Consider the following 13,696-nt stretch of genomic DNA (forward strand, 5'->3'; position numbering starts at 1 on the left):
AATAAGCTAACATCATTATACTCAGAAATATATTCTGTAACAAATGCTTTCGTCAGAGAAGGTGTATTTAAATTCTAAAGATTTTAAATTGTACGTTTCCTCTCCAGACTGCGTGGGAAAAGCTTGGGACAATCGCTATAATGCCGATGCCAACTAAAAAGCACTTGCTTTAGATAGAAGAAATGACATGATACAAGAAAGGAGATCGAGATATGAAACGATTTTGGATTGGTCGACAAGACTGGGATCACACGTTTTTTGTTCATTACAGGATTCCGACAGAGTTACTCCATCTGCACGTTCCAGACGAGCTAACAATTGAAGAGTTTGACGGGAGTGCCTGGATCAGTATCGTCGCCTTTGAAGCTAATGATAATGTCCTTCGTCTGGCAAGCGGACTGTCGGTGCTGCCATCTTTTTTGGAACTGGATGTACGTACGTATGTAAAGTACAAAGGAGAAAGGGGGATGATCTTTTTGACGATGGATGCCAATTCCCTTACCGCTATAAAAGGTGCTCGCTGGCTGACTTCACTCCCCTATTATGAATCCTATATGAACATCCGTACGCATAAAGAGGGGTGTGACTTCACTTCAATTCGTAAGGGCAAAAAGAAAGATCGTGCTGTATTTACCGGGAGCACTTCAAGCCAAAGTGAATCCTATCCTGCCGTACAAGACCCAATAACAGAATTTTTAATGGAACGGTATGCGCTGTTTACGACGATTAAAGGCGATATTTATAGAGGTCCAATTGAGCATGCGGGATGGGAGGTGATGGATGCAGAGATTGAAATCTTTAACAATTCTTTATTTGACTTCATCTCTGGATTTGAGCCGAGCGAACCGATCGTTCACCTCGCCAAATCCCAACGGACTGCTTTTCACCCATTTGAACCTGTACAGCAAAGTCAGTCGACAGATTAACGTCGGCTGACTGCTTTAGGCGTTGCCTTTAACTAGTGGCCTCGCCTTTTATAATATCCTGCTGGGCCCTTCCGACGATCGCCGGATTTACGTCCTCTGCGATATCTCCGGGACTCCCCTCATTTGTCAAAAATAAACATAGCATAATATTAAAAAGAAATTCATAGCTTTTGACTCACATGGACGCCTAGCTTTAGTAAGAGGATGTTTCAAGGAAGTGAAAGCGGGATGAAATGGACTAATTTAACTAATCGAACCGTCGCAAGCTAAAAAAAGAGTAGAGAACAAGGAAAGCATAGGGAATTAGCATTAAATGAAAAAAAGCCGTCCAAAAGGGCGGCTCTCCTAATCTTGTGTAATAAGCTAAGTCTAATACTAGCTGAAGGCTGTTAGGAAAGGCCACAATTTAGAAAAGTTAGCTCCTTTATTCTGAAAGTGAATAGTCAAAATAGCTTTAAAAAATTGGTTCAGGAATAAAAATGACAGTAATCCTGCCCAAAAATAATAATTTAAATATGGTGGTTTTTATCAACCTTTTTTCACAATAGAACAATTTTTTTCGGAAATCAACATTAAAAATAGGGCAAAATTACCTTTTAATCCTTTTTCTGTTTTAAGTTCTCTCTATGTGGAATACATACAACATACTTTCTAAAGGAGGAATTTAAGATGGCAAATAATAACCAAAACAACAGTAACAATCAAGGGACTATGAGTCGCGAGGAAGCTGGCAGAAAAGGCGGAGAACAGACAAGCAAGAATCATGATAAACAATTCTACGAAGAAATTGGTCAAAAAGGCGGCCAGCAAAGCAACAGCACCAATCAAAATAATAGTCAAAGCAACAGCACCAATCAAAATAATAGTCAAAACAACAGTAACAACCAAGGGAATATGAGTCACGAGGAAGCTGGTAGAAAAGGCGGAGAACAAACAAGCAAGAATCAAGATAAAAAATTCTACGAAGAAATTGGTCAAAAAGGTGGCCAGCAAAGCAACAGCACCAATCAAAATAATTGATAGAGCGAAGAGGAGAGGCCAACAGATCTCCTTCTTCGAGAAGTCAGGGAAAATTCGACCTGAGTTCAATATTGTGACGAGCTCAGGTTGGATATTTAATTTTGCATCAAGTTATCTATAGAGTCCACTTTCAAAGTTAACTTAACATCTAAATAAATGTGTTTAAACACCTATAGAATAGAATGGATCTCTTCGGTCCATAGTCTTGGAGCCACAACGATCAATCATGAGTAAAACTATTTTTATAACGGGTTCAAGAAGCGGTTTTGGAAAAGGAACAGCTATTGGCCTTGCCAAAAAAGGTCATAAAGTCATTGCATATGTTGAGATTATCTCAAGTGACGAGTTAACGGGAAGAAGCGAAAAAAGCAGGCGTGGACCTGGAAGTTATAAAGTTAGACATTACGAATAAACGGGATCAACAATTAAAAGAGGACTATTATAAACAATTTATATACCTTCTTTTTAAAAAGAAGAGGAAGGAAAAAAAGGGTCATTCCTTCCTGGCCATCCATTTACCCCCATGAATGAGAACTGAAATGTTGGTTAAAGAACTGATTTTTCTCTCTTCTCCTTCCATCCTCTCCATCTAATTAAGACCAGAATTTTGGTTTGTGGGGAGTAATAGACTTACTTTCGCACCACCTGTAAAAAATGGTTGGAAACTTCTTTTATTGCATCAGCTGCTTGAGGGTAGTAGCCGAGCTTTCTGACAAATGCATGATCCATTCCTTTATATTTAATATGACGGACCGGGATTCCTGCGTCGATCGCCTGGGCGGAAAACTCTTCTCCTTGAATTCGTAGAAAATCGAACTCTGCCGTGGTGAGCGTGATAGGTGGGAGGTCGGTTTTATCTCTGCGCAGTAAAGGAGATACAAGTGGCAGAAGCACATCTTCTAAATCTGTAAGGTATAAGGTCTGTATGAAAATAAGAGAGTCTTTCATTGTTACAAGCTCCTGACGAATTAAGTCAGAATCCTTTGACATGTCGTAGTGTTTTATGTTCCAATTATCCCTTGATATGTCAGATAAATCCACCAATGGACAGAGCATTCCTATATAGCATATATTCCATGGTTTCTCTTTACTTAAGTGATGCACCCCAAGTGCAAGATTCCCCCCGACACTGTCTCCAACAAGACCGATTTTATCAGCATCAACATTAAACTTTCTTGCATTTTTGTAAATATACTGTACGGTTTCCAGACAATCGTTCAACCCATCCTGATAAGGGTACTCCGGGGCAAGACGATATTCAACGCCCACTACTACTGCATTGGCCTCTTGCGCTAAGAACTTGCACAAATTTTCCATGACATCTATATCTCGCTCAAAAAAGCCACCACCATGAAGATAAACTAGGACCGGCTTTTTTTCTTTTGTCTGGTTATAAATGCCTAACGTAATCTCGTGGTCTTCAGAAAATATTTGCTTTTCTTCTGAACGAATCCCTTTGCTTAAATCTTTATTATTAACTTCTACTCTGTTTCGGGTAGTCTCAAGGTCATCAATTTCGAGCGGACGTCTTACATTAGGATCGGCCTCGTGTGTAAGAAATCTTTTCACTCTCGGATCTAGACCGCGGCTTTCTTCTTGAAAAGGAATTTTCTTATTAGTAATGATTACTCTCCCTTTTTTTGAATACGTTACATTTTCTTTTAATCTAGCAGTAAGCTCCTCGTGAGTATAGTCCATAAAGCATAATCCTCCTTTGCAAAACCTCCGGGCATGAGACTGTATGATAACCCCCTTGTTAAATACCTAGAATAAATTTTCTCTTATGACCTAGCTGTACAGGGAAAAACAGCGGCAGGAAAAAAGTGTCTTTTCCTATTATATAAACGTTTCTTTTTTAAAATAAACGTTCATTTAAGCATAATGAGTGGTCTCTTGATCTTTATTTTTACCGGAAAAATGTACCCTATAGCGCAGGTTTCTTTATCATCGAGCCTCGTTTTAAAGATTGACCTCTCATTATAATTGCCTTCTTTTTTGCTAGTTTCACGAGAATAAGAGCCATTTTATGCTTCTCATCGTCATCACTGCAGGTAAGACAACAGGGACGGTTCTTGTGGTTCAGGCGGTATCTGGCGAAAGAGGTTGACGTGGTGGAGGAGTGGATGAAAGCGGAAACGTGTGAACCGCGGGGACGGTTCTCGCGGTTACTGACCTCAGGAACCGTCCCTCTGGTTATCCTCGCGAAACCACCTTCATGTTCAGACCATCTTTAACTCGAAGGGACACTAACGGTTCAGGTTCAACGGGTGTCTCATCAACTCGCTGGAATTTTAAACTCCTGCCTATGACGGCGAGGATGAGAGCTGTTTCCATCATCGCAAAACGATAGCCAATACAACTCCTTGAGCCAGCGCCAAAGGGGAAATAGGCAAAGGTTGGGATCGATTCTTGATTCTCCTCCGCGAAACGTTCTGGTTTAAATTGTTCTGGATCTGGAAAGATGTCCGGATTTCGATGAATTGAGTAAGGAGCGATCATAAATGTGCTACCAGCTTTGAATGATTCACCTAATAGCTCCACGTCTTCGTCGGCTTCTCGGTAAATAAGCCAAGCTGGCGGATATAATCGCAACGTTTCCTTGATAATCTGATTCGTATACGTCAGTTTTCGATAGGTTTCAAAAGGGGTTTCCGTTAACGAGTCCAGTTGGTCAATTTCTTCATGGAATTTCGCTTCGGCCTCTGGATTTTTCGACAAAGCATAGAATATCCACGTTAACAAATTAGCCGACGTTTCATGGCCAGCGAGAAGCATCGTCATCATTTGATCCCGTAGTTCCTTATCAAATATGGGAGGAGCGTCAGGCTGTTTGGCTGAATCCAACAACAATCCCACCATCGTATCTTCGTACGCTGTTGGGTTTTGCTTCGCCTCGTCGATAATGGGATAGATCACATTTTCCAGCTTACTGATGGCGTCTCGATGTCTTCGATTTCCTTTTGTAGGAACAGCCAAAGGTAAGAGAAAGGGAGAAAACAAGCTATTTGCAGTCTGTTTAATCGTTGCGCTGACAGCAGCGGCCAATTCTTTTTTCTTTTCATCAACATTTGTAGCAAACATGACTTTCGAAATAATCGATAGCGTCAGCTCCATCATCTCTTCATCTAACAGGCAGGAATCCTTTTGCTCCAGTTCTGCCACCAAACTTTTTGAATCCGACACCATCGTCTCGGCGTAGCGCATGAGACGCTCTTTATAAAAAACTGGTTGGAAGTACTTTTTTTGCTTCTTGTGATGCGTTTTTTCTGTTGTAAGTAACCCATCCCCAATCGTTCTCGTCAACACTTTCGTCGTACGCCCCTTCCGAAAAGAAGCATCCTTCGTAACTAATATCTCTTGAACGAAAGAAGGAGAATTCACGATATAAGAAGGAACAAGCCCCGTATTCAAAGAAACCATATCCCCTTTTTCCAGCATCCTCACAAAAAACGACAACGGATCTCTCCTAAAATCAAAATAATTCTTGATACGCGACGTCTTAATCGTCTTCGTCCGAGTCATCATTTAATCCCCCCAATATTTGTTAAATCAATTGTATAACAATAGTTTAAGTTTTGCACAGAACCAGGGGGACGGTTCTTTTGGTCAAAAAGAATCGTCGTTTTGATATTGTTCATGAACTGGCTATGTAGAAAATCTCTCTGCATAATTTTCTGGAAACGTCTTCGTATTTATCTTCACCAAAACAACTCTGTAATACCATTTTAATAAAAGGTAAATAACTTGATATGATAGGAGTGGAAAAGAAAGGGGGGGTGGGTGACAATGGAAACGATTATTTTTGACGTCGATGACACGTGCTGTCACTTCCGAAAATTTTAGTTATTCAACGGTTATAAATATAGTAATAAACAGACAACCGCCATGCGGAAGAAAGCATGACGGTTGGTTTTTTATTTACATAAAATAATATTAATAGTAATTAGAGTAATTTAGGATTACCCTACTTTTTTAATTTCATCAACCATTCGGTTCGCATTAGCGGGCTTTTCAGTAAATAAGCTAACGACTACCGTGAAAAAGGTAGCGACAATGAAACCAGGAACAGCTTCATAAGTGATACCGAAGAAGTAATTGTTAAGAAATTCATGTACATCTATAAATTGATAGGTCCATTCAGGCTGTTGCTTCACCATGATGACGGTGAATAATCCTGTGATCATCCCAGTTAGAACCCCGGCTCTCGATAGTCCCTTCCAGTAGAAAGAGAGAATTAATGGTGGGCCAAAACATGCCCCTAAGCCACCGAATGCAAACAGTACCATCCAAAAGACGAATTCTTGGGCTGCGAATGCTAACCAGATGGATAATCCCATGATAATGACGATAACGATACGACTGTATAAAATCAGTTTTCGCTGTGATAGTTCTTTGTCTCTTGCAAAAATTCGCTCATAAATGTCACGAACAACGGCACTAGCTCCAACTAGTAATTGGCTGTCAGCACTACTCATAATAGCTGCGAGTACAGCTACTAGAAGAATTCCTGTAAAGAACGGGTTCATCACTTCTGCACCAAGTGAAGTGAAGATTTGTTCATGACTTTCATTTGGTAACATGTCCACGTTAGGGAAGTAAGCTCGCCCGATAAGTCCGACCATGATCGCGCCCCAACCCATAATAACATTCCAGAAAGTAGCTATTAGCGCAGCTTGGCGCATTTCTTTTACATTTTTCAAACTCATATAGCGTACGATGATGTGTGGGTTACCAGGACTACCGAACCCTATACCCAATAAACCGATAATGGCACCAAAGGCAAATGCAAACGGGCTTGTAAATCCGCCGCCTTCAGTTTGCATCGATGCAAGAATAGGTTCAAATCCTCCTAGCTGAAATATGGCAATGGTTGGTAGGAGGACTAGAGAGAAAAACATGAACATGATTTGTAATACGTCGGTTTTACTAACTGCGTGAAAACCTCCAAGCATAGTATAAGTTAAAATAATTGCCGCGGTTAAAAGCATTCCTTGTGTGGAAGTGATACCTAAACTTCCTGAAAAGGCTGTAGCTCCTCCGACTAGTTGACTGCCTACATAAGCAACCATGAAGAAAAGAATAATTAATGAACTAACGAGACGTAATATTTTCTTCGGATCCCCTAAACGGTTTTCTAAAATATCAGGAATGGTGATACTACCTGTTGATTCACTAAAACGGCGGAGCCTTCGAGCAACGAAGAAGAACATAAAAACTTCAATTGTTATGTAACCGGCAACAGCCCAAACAGCATTGAGTCCAGTTAAGTAAGCGGTTCCAGAAACCCCTAATACGAGCCATGAACTTCGACCAGAGCTAACTGCGGAAAATGCGACTGTCCATTTGTTTAAACTTCTTCCTGCTAGGAAAAATTCTGTTAATCCTTTTGAACTTTTACGGGAACTATCTATCCCAATAACAACTAATAAAATAAGATATAAAATTAATACAGTGACTGTAAGTGGATGTGCCGTAATGTCCATTCTGAAATTCCTCCTTTAAGTTTCTCGATCTTGTTTTGCGGTAATGGCATAACAGACTAAACCTAGTCCAAGGATAGATAACGGAATGAGAACTAAGGCGAAGAAGATTTGAAACGTCAATGGGTTCACCTCCTGAATTATTTTTAATTAAATCAAAATAAAGAACCGGGGTAATTAGTGATAACTATGTATTTAATGATCAATGTTTCAGATTTTAGTATAGTTATAGAAAGTCGAGTCGTCAATATATCTTTTGAAAATAAAGAAAATTTAACATTTTTAGAATTTTAGAATAAAGGATAGAATATCTTCTCTTCTAGTATGTTATAATTCAGAAAAAAACGGGCGTTTCTGTTAATTAGAAAGCACTAGAACCGTTCCAGTGCTTGGAGGGAAAGCGATGCAGTATTTAAACAACGATCAGATTAACGAGTTAATTTCCATAAGTGATGTGATCGAGACTATTGAAGATTTTTATGTGAAGGGTGATCAAGCCAGTGTCAGTGTCCCGGAGCGGATGCATGAAGAAGACGGAGACAATACAATATTGCTTATGCCTTCATTTTTTGAAGATTACTATGGGACGAAGCTTGTAGGTGTAGCACCAGGCAATCCATCCTTACATAAATCGACTATTCATGCGCTTATGTTATTAAGTAATCGCCAAACGATGGAACCGTTAGCAATGATGGAAGCTCAAGAATTGACCGCTCTTCGGACAGGTGCTCTTGGGGGTATCAGTATGAAGTACTTATCAAATGAAGAATCGTCCATTGTCGGGATTATTGGAACAGGTGTCCAAGCATTCAGCCATTTGCAAGCGGCGTGTGCCGTTCGTCCGATTAAACATGTGTATGTCTACAGTCGGAGCGAAGAGAATGTGAAGCGATACATAGAAAAAGTGAATCGTATTTTTCCAGAGTTGAAGATAAATTATGCAACTCCTATAGAAGTGATTGAACGGGCTGATATTATCATAACGGCAACAAGTTCGAAAACACCTGTTTTACCAGAAGTCCCTGATTTAGCTGGAAAACATATCGTAGGGTGCGGTTCCTTTCGTCCCTTCATGCAAGAAATATCGGATTATATTTTTGAATCCATAGACGAGATGTATGTGGATACGATGACAGCTTTGAAAGAATCAGGAGATCTCATTCGCGCTCAAGAGCGAGGTTTAAAGCAAGAGAATGTGGTGACACTTGAAGATTTAATCTTAAACCATGAACAGTTTAAGTCGAAAAAGAATGAGTTAACGGTGTTTAAGTCTGTAGGCATGGCCGTCTACGATCTCGTGACCGCCATTTTAATTTATGAAAAGCTTTTGAAATCAGACCAGAGTGACGGTTCTTCTGGTCGGTAGCCGTCTTCTGTAATAAAAAAGACTCCCTGCTGCCCTTTATACTTAACATAGGTGCGTACATTCAATTCTAGAAATGGGGGGATTGATAATATCCGACCCATCCAGCGGGCTTCGTTATGGGTACCAATGAACGGAACAATCCCGATCCAAGCTTGTCCTTTCTTTTCGTATGGGAAATGGCGATTCCTTCCCCCATCACGGTACGGAAATCTTTAAGGGCTAACCACTCTCCGATCCGAATTTTGGCAGAAAGAAAAACGGTGCTTACTTCAGGAAACGAGCAGAGAAGAATGATTCCTTTTATTCTCTCAGGATAAGAAAGAGCGAATTCCTGGCAAGGGCTTCCCCCAAGAGAGTAGCCGCACAGCAGAACCTTCTCCAAGTCGAGATGATCGGCAAGGGAAAGAATGTCATTCGTCCATTCCTCAATGGTATATTCCCGGCGGCCATGGTCTGGACTGCGTCCGGTTCCGATTGGATCAAAAGAAACTACGCGAAACCTTTCACTCAGCACTTCCTTCTGTTGGCGGAAAGATTCGGTTCCAAGAGCTGGAGGTGGAATAAACAATAGAGAAGGACCTGTTCCTGTTTCCTCATAATAAAGGGCGCCTTCTCCGGACTGGAAAAATGGCATAAAACGACTCCTTCCGGCGAAAATAACTTTCTTTCCTATTCCCGAATGAGTTCGGCTAAAACGTGACCAGGGGTGACCCCAAGGGGACGGTTCTTGCTGTCACTGACCGGAAGAACCGTCCCTCTGGTCGGTCTTTGTTTTTTTGGTGTTCCATGCGGGCATATGAGTAGGGAAGACCGGTAACAGGACTGCACCGCGTACATTCAATTCTAGAATCAGCTTTGTACTAACAGTTGCCCCCCACTGGTGAAAGGGAACTGCATCCTAGGGAATCACGGGAACAAATATTTTGTCTATAAGCTGAGCTTATTACAATCTTAAAAGGAGGAAAAAATGAGAAAACTTATTTTTAGCAGAAAAGGCTTTGATTCTTCTTCGGGATTTGGTTATTCTCCCTATGATCCTGCGACAGGAAAATACATCCTTCTGCCGATTCCAGAAGGAAAAAAAGCCCACAATCCACACACATATGAAGAGTTAAAACTACACCCCGGCTATCTGGAAGGAATACAGGCTGAAAATTTACAGGAATTAATTGAAGACCCAATGCTTGGATCCAGTAAAAAAACACGGGAGATTATAAAAAATTCCTATGCACACTATGATCCTATTCTGAGAAAGCCTGCCTGGCTCAGAAACGGCCCGGATTTTGGTGCTTTCGGCCAAACCGGGGGTGCTGCCGGTCACCTGCACAATAATGATGTAAATGAAGGAAGCGTTTTTTTGTTCTTCAGCCGATTCAAACCGGTGAAAGACCGGGTGCATCCACTGGATCCCAATGGAGGGTGGAATGACGGGGTGTACTATCTTTATGGATGGCTGAAGGTAGGGAAAATCATTACGAATGACAACCGGGAGGAGCTTCCGAAAGAAATGAGGGAGCAGCATCCTCATGGAGCGGAGGACAACTTTATCAGGAATAACAACAATACACTTTATCTCGCTTCCGATCATCTTTTTCATGACCGGGATATTCCGGGTAGCGGCTATTTCCCGCGTCTTAATGACCGGCTTCTGCTTTCTTCACCGCTTCATAAAAACAAACCGAGTGTATGGCAGCTGCCTGCTTTTTTTCATGATTCCCACTACCAGCCGACTTATTTAGAGGAAAAGGAAAAGGAGAAAAAGAAATGGCTGAAGAGTTCAGAAAATCCGGGAATGTATTACGTCCAGTCTCCAGGAAGGGGGCAGGAATACATTGCGCCTCTGGAAAACAAAAGTGAGAACTGGCTCAAGTCTCTCTTTGAAGGCTGGAGAGAGTAAGAACACAGAAAAGCTGTCTGCCGAAGCAGAGGTCCTCGGATCATTTACCCAGAAATGAAAAAGCTGACCCCTCATTTCAGGATCAGCCTCGGTGTTACCCTATTTTATTGAAATCGTAAAAATAAACGCCTTTCTTTTTGCCATAATAAACAATCGGCTCTTTGTTAGTGAGATCCACCGGAAGAAAATCCAGCAGCTGGTTTTTAGTGATTTTCACGTCAGCCGGACGTATTTTCCACGGCTTGTAGTCAATAGTTGACTTGGATACTTTCTTTCCTTTTACACGGAGCAGCTGGTTTCGTTCTGTGAGCCAGTGCTCCAGCGAACCGGGTTCAGGACTGTGAGCTTCCCCAGAGGGTTTATAAGAGCATTTAAACTGTAGCCCTTTTTCCCCGCTGTGTGTGCGGGTGCTTTGAATGCGGAATCCTTCATCTTTCTTGGAATGTTTTAGGTCGGCCTGATAAAAAGGAAGACCGGCAAGGCTTCGGGAAGCTTTTACTGCGGCTTTATGATCGGCTTCCATTGAAAAGAAATAGACGCCGCTTTCCTCTCCGTATTTTACATACGTGCGCACGTTTACCTGATGAATCGAACTGGATGTCAGGGTCCTTCCGAATTTTTTGGCCTTATTATCAGTGCTTACATAGGCGAGTATAGAAATCCACGAGTTTCCATCGTGAGTATCCAATTCCAACTCCTCTGGAACATGTGGGCGCAGCGTTTCTACATCGACCGGCCAGTGCAGAAATAATATATCCTCCCACTGCTGATAGGCAACCCATTTGTTTTTATTTGAACTCATTACATGTCATCCTCCTCTGAACAGCTTCTTAAGGCTCAAGGCTTAGCGAGCCGATTTGTATGCTTTTATTCTTTACCCACGATGAGGACAAAATAAGCATGGGGTGACAGAAGGTGACCGAAGGGACGGTTCTTGTGGTTGCTAACCAGAAGAACCGTCCCACTGGTTGCCTGGAAAATATCTCCCATTTCTTTCTAACCAGACGATATTTTTATTCGGAAGGCCTCTCTTTCTTACCGAAGTAAAAGAGTCCGAGAAGAAGCCAACCTGTCATAATAACTGCTGCGGTAATAAGTGTTATAACTGGGCCAAACGCGACTACGAGAGGGACAGAAGCGGCTGTGACAAAACCTCCGCCTACAAAAATATCAAGAAGAAGCTGTTTGTAGCTAAAGCCTTCTTTGGCTGGAGATTTCGATTCAGGATCAGCTAATTTAATAAGTAACAACCCTGCAGCGCTCATGCCCATGGCTTGTCCAAAATCACCAATAGCACGTTCAAACCAGTAATCTGGCATAATTCTTGGGGCTATAAATAAAAATGCTAATAGATTCCACGTTATCGCAGCAATAGACATGATCATAAATGGAAGGAAGTACTCACCAATTACAGCCAATGATAATGTCCCTATAGCTGAGACGATTAAAAGGTCAAGGGCAAGTCCCTGTATTCTACTGATAACACCTCGATCCACAATATTATACTTTACAAATTTCCCTAAAAGTAATTGAACGATAACGGCACCAATCATCGCTAATGGAAATAAGGGTAAATGAGTAAATATTTCAATCTCTTCCACCCATAATGCCTCTTCTACAAGGATTAAACCTTCAAGCATCAACCAACCTAATCCTATGGCCAGACCTATATACCCTAAATGAACTGTTAATGTTTCAATAAATTCAGAATGAGTGGTCTGTTTCCCAGCTGGAAAATCCTCTTGATTTTCTTTGGAAATAATCCCTCTCTTCTTTTCTTCAGATAGCTCACTTGGATCTTTCATAATTTCCGTTTTTCCTTTGCGAGCTCCCCAATTGATAAGGGTCATACCAATAAACACAGTACTCAGAACCCCTACTGTGGCTAGACCAATCGCTATATCTCGACCTTCTTCAAATCCTACTCCTTCAAATGTACCTGTTAAACCAGCTGCTGTTCCATGTCCTCCCACAAAGCTTATCTCCAAAAGGGCCCCTGCAGCCGGGCTCATATCAAATACTGGTGTTAGAACGAGTATGGCTAAGAGAAGTCCTACAACATAGAGTCCCCATGACAAAAAGTGAGCAAACGTTATTTGCGGACCTGATATTTCCCACATTTTTTTAACAGAGGGGAAGGTCATTCCGAGAAACAACGAAGCAAAGATGACGTTTATTAATAGACCTGGAAGTGTAGACCAAACTTCTACCATCGCTTGGGGAAAAAGACCACCCTCATCAAAAAGGTTAACACCTGTGAGTCCTAAAACTTCCGGTCCGAGAAATAGTGCAATTAAGCCCGCAATCATAGAACTCGGAATAAAAAAGGATTGAAAGAAAGGCGTAAACACTCTGAGCCATTTCCCGATTAAAAGTAGTACCCCTAATATAATCAAACTGAACCCGACAACTTCGGGAGTTAATTCCATATTACATTCCTCCAATTACTTTTCTAAAATATTCATTTTTCCCATTACCTTATAAGAGTCAGGTAAAACATATAACGAGGGGGACGGTAACCAAGGGGACGGTTCTTGTGGTCGAATTGAATGCTCAAGCTACAGGAACGGTTATTAAATGTTTAAAATTTCTCCTTTTTTCCACTTTAGCTTTACTTATTAGGTGTAAGTAGAAAATGAGGAAGGGTTACATAATGATTGAAGTAGAAGAAAGTTTTAAAAATGAAAATGATGTGCCAGTGAAGGTTAATAGGGAGATGCAGTGACGCATGCATTTGGTGAATTTGGCGGAAGAGATTGGCAAGCTGGACGAGTGGATCAAAGGGGAAGATGAGGGAGACAGGCTGAAGTATCTAAGGGTTTATCAGACGCACTGTAAAGATGGGGAAGCATTATAGAAGGAGAGATCGGACAAGTATTAATAGGCCAAAAGATTAATGGACAATTGGAACGATTTCAATAGTCGAAAAGAATCATCGTTTTGAGTTTGTTTATGGACTCGTTATGACTTCTTCAAAACAGAGGAGAAGCCCTCGTAAATTGAATGA

13 protein-coding genes are annotated in these 13,696 nt (G+C 41.3%); 6 read left to right on the forward strand and 7 right to left on the reverse strand.

Annotated features, from left to right (window positions below):
* Positions 1 to 212 precede the first annotated feature (212 nt).
* From CR194_RS13310 to CR194_RS13320, 3 genes are all read left to right on the forward strand, one after another.
* Complete coding sequence (locus CR194_RS13310) at positions 213 to 926, forward strand: YqjF family protein (RefSeq protein ID WP_110610184.1); 714 nt, start codon at positions 213 to 215, stop codon at positions 924 to 926.
* A 669-nt stretch (positions 927 to 1,595) separates the two neighbouring features.
* Positions 1,596 to 1,946, forward strand: coding sequence for a KGG domain-containing protein (locus CR194_RS13315; protein ID WP_110610185.1), 351 nt, complete (start codon positions 1,596 to 1,598; stop codon positions 1,944 to 1,946).
* A gap of 226 nt (positions 1,947 to 2,172) precedes the next feature.
* Positions 2,173 to 2,358: a hypothetical protein gene (locus CR194_RS13320; RefSeq protein ID WP_332888671.1), complete on the forward strand. Its 186-nt coding sequence runs from the start codon at positions 2,173 to 2,175 to the stop codon at positions 2,356 to 2,358.
* Positions 2,359 to 2,576: 218 nt separating this feature from the next.
* On the opposite strand, the gene CR194_RS13325 is transcribed toward CR194_RS13320, so the two are convergent.
* The 3 genes from CR194_RS13325 to CR194_RS13335 form a co-directional block, all read right to left on the reverse strand.
* A complete protein-coding gene (locus tag CR194_RS13325; protein ID WP_110610186.1) occupies positions 2,577 to 3,644 on the reverse strand; it encodes an alpha/beta hydrolase in 1,068 nt (355 codons plus the stop codon).
* 495 nt (positions 3,645 to 4,139) lie between these two features.
* Positions 4,140 to 5,402 (reverse strand): cytochrome P450, encoded by a 1,263-nt coding sequence (locus CR194_RS13330; RefSeq protein ID WP_233254359.1) that lies wholly within the window; start codon positions 5,400 to 5,402, stop codon positions 4,140 to 4,142.
* Between the two features lie 503 nt (positions 5,403 to 5,905).
* Positions 5,906 to 7,429 (reverse strand): sodium/proline symporter, encoded by a 1,524-nt coding sequence (locus tag CR194_RS13335; RefSeq protein ID WP_110610187.1) that lies wholly within the window; start codon positions 7,427 to 7,429, stop codon positions 5,906 to 5,908.
* 400 nt (positions 7,430 to 7,829) lie between these two features.
* On the opposite strand from CR194_RS13335, the gene CR194_RS13340 reads away from it, so the two are divergent.
* Complete coding sequence (locus tag CR194_RS13340) at positions 7,830 to 8,792, forward strand: ornithine cyclodeaminase family protein (RefSeq protein WP_110610188.1); 963 nt, start codon at positions 7,830 to 7,832, stop codon at positions 8,790 to 8,792.
* Here the strand turns inward: CR194_RS13340 and CR194_RS20895 are convergent.
* Both CR194_RS20895 and CR194_RS13350 read right to left on the reverse strand, forming a co-directional pair.
* On the reverse strand, positions 8,741 to 8,893 hold the full coding sequence (locus CR194_RS20895; protein ID WP_408640760.1) for a hypothetical protein: 153 nt from the start codon (positions 8,891 to 8,893) through the stop codon (positions 8,741 to 8,743). The genes CR194_RS13340 and CR194_RS20895 overlap by 52 nt on opposite strands.
* Positions 8,860 to 9,426, reverse strand: coding sequence for an alpha/beta fold hydrolase (locus CR194_RS13350; RefSeq protein WP_110610190.1), 567 nt, complete (start codon positions 9,424 to 9,426; stop codon positions 8,860 to 8,862). Before CR194_RS13350 ends, CR194_RS20895 begins: the two co-directional genes overlap by 34 nt.
* A gap of 333 nt (positions 9,427 to 9,759) precedes the next feature.
* Between CR194_RS13350 and CR194_RS13355 the strand changes: the two genes are divergently transcribed.
* Positions 9,760 to 10,689 carry an Nmad3 family putative nucleotide modification protein gene (locus CR194_RS13355; RefSeq protein ID WP_110610191.1) on the forward strand — a complete coding sequence of 310 codons (930 nt, stop codon included), beginning with the start codon at positions 9,760 to 9,762 and terminating at the stop codon, positions 10,687 to 10,689.
* A gap of 94 nt (positions 10,690 to 10,783) precedes the next feature.
* Here the strand turns inward: CR194_RS13355 and CR194_RS13360 are convergent, their stop codons facing one another.
* The gene (locus CR194_RS13360) at positions 10,784 to 11,491 is read right to left on the reverse strand and encodes a YqjF family protein (RefSeq protein ID WP_110610192.1); all 708 of its coding nucleotides are present in this window, start codon (positions 11,489 to 11,491) and stop codon (positions 10,784 to 10,786) included.
* A 211-nt stretch (positions 11,492 to 11,702) separates the two neighbouring features.
* The gene (locus CR194_RS13365) at positions 11,703 to 13,118 is read right to left on the reverse strand and encodes a sodium/glutamate symporter (protein ID WP_110610193.1); all 1,416 of its coding nucleotides are present in this window, start codon (positions 13,116 to 13,118) and stop codon (positions 11,703 to 11,705) included.
* A gap of 299 nt (positions 13,119 to 13,417) precedes the next feature.
* On the opposite strand from CR194_RS13365, the gene CR194_RS20730 reads away from it, so the two are divergent.
* Positions 13,418 to 13,546, forward strand: coding sequence for a hypothetical protein (locus CR194_RS20730; protein ID WP_269845719.1), 129 nt, complete (start codon positions 13,418 to 13,420; stop codon positions 13,544 to 13,546).
* Positions 13,547 to 13,696 lie beyond the last annotated feature (150 nt).

Source organism: Salipaludibacillus keqinensis (assembly GCF_003226325.1).
In the GTDB taxonomy this organism is placed as follows: Bacteria; Bacillota; Bacilli; order Bacillales; family Salisediminibacteriaceae; genus Salipaludibacillus; species Salipaludibacillus keqinensis.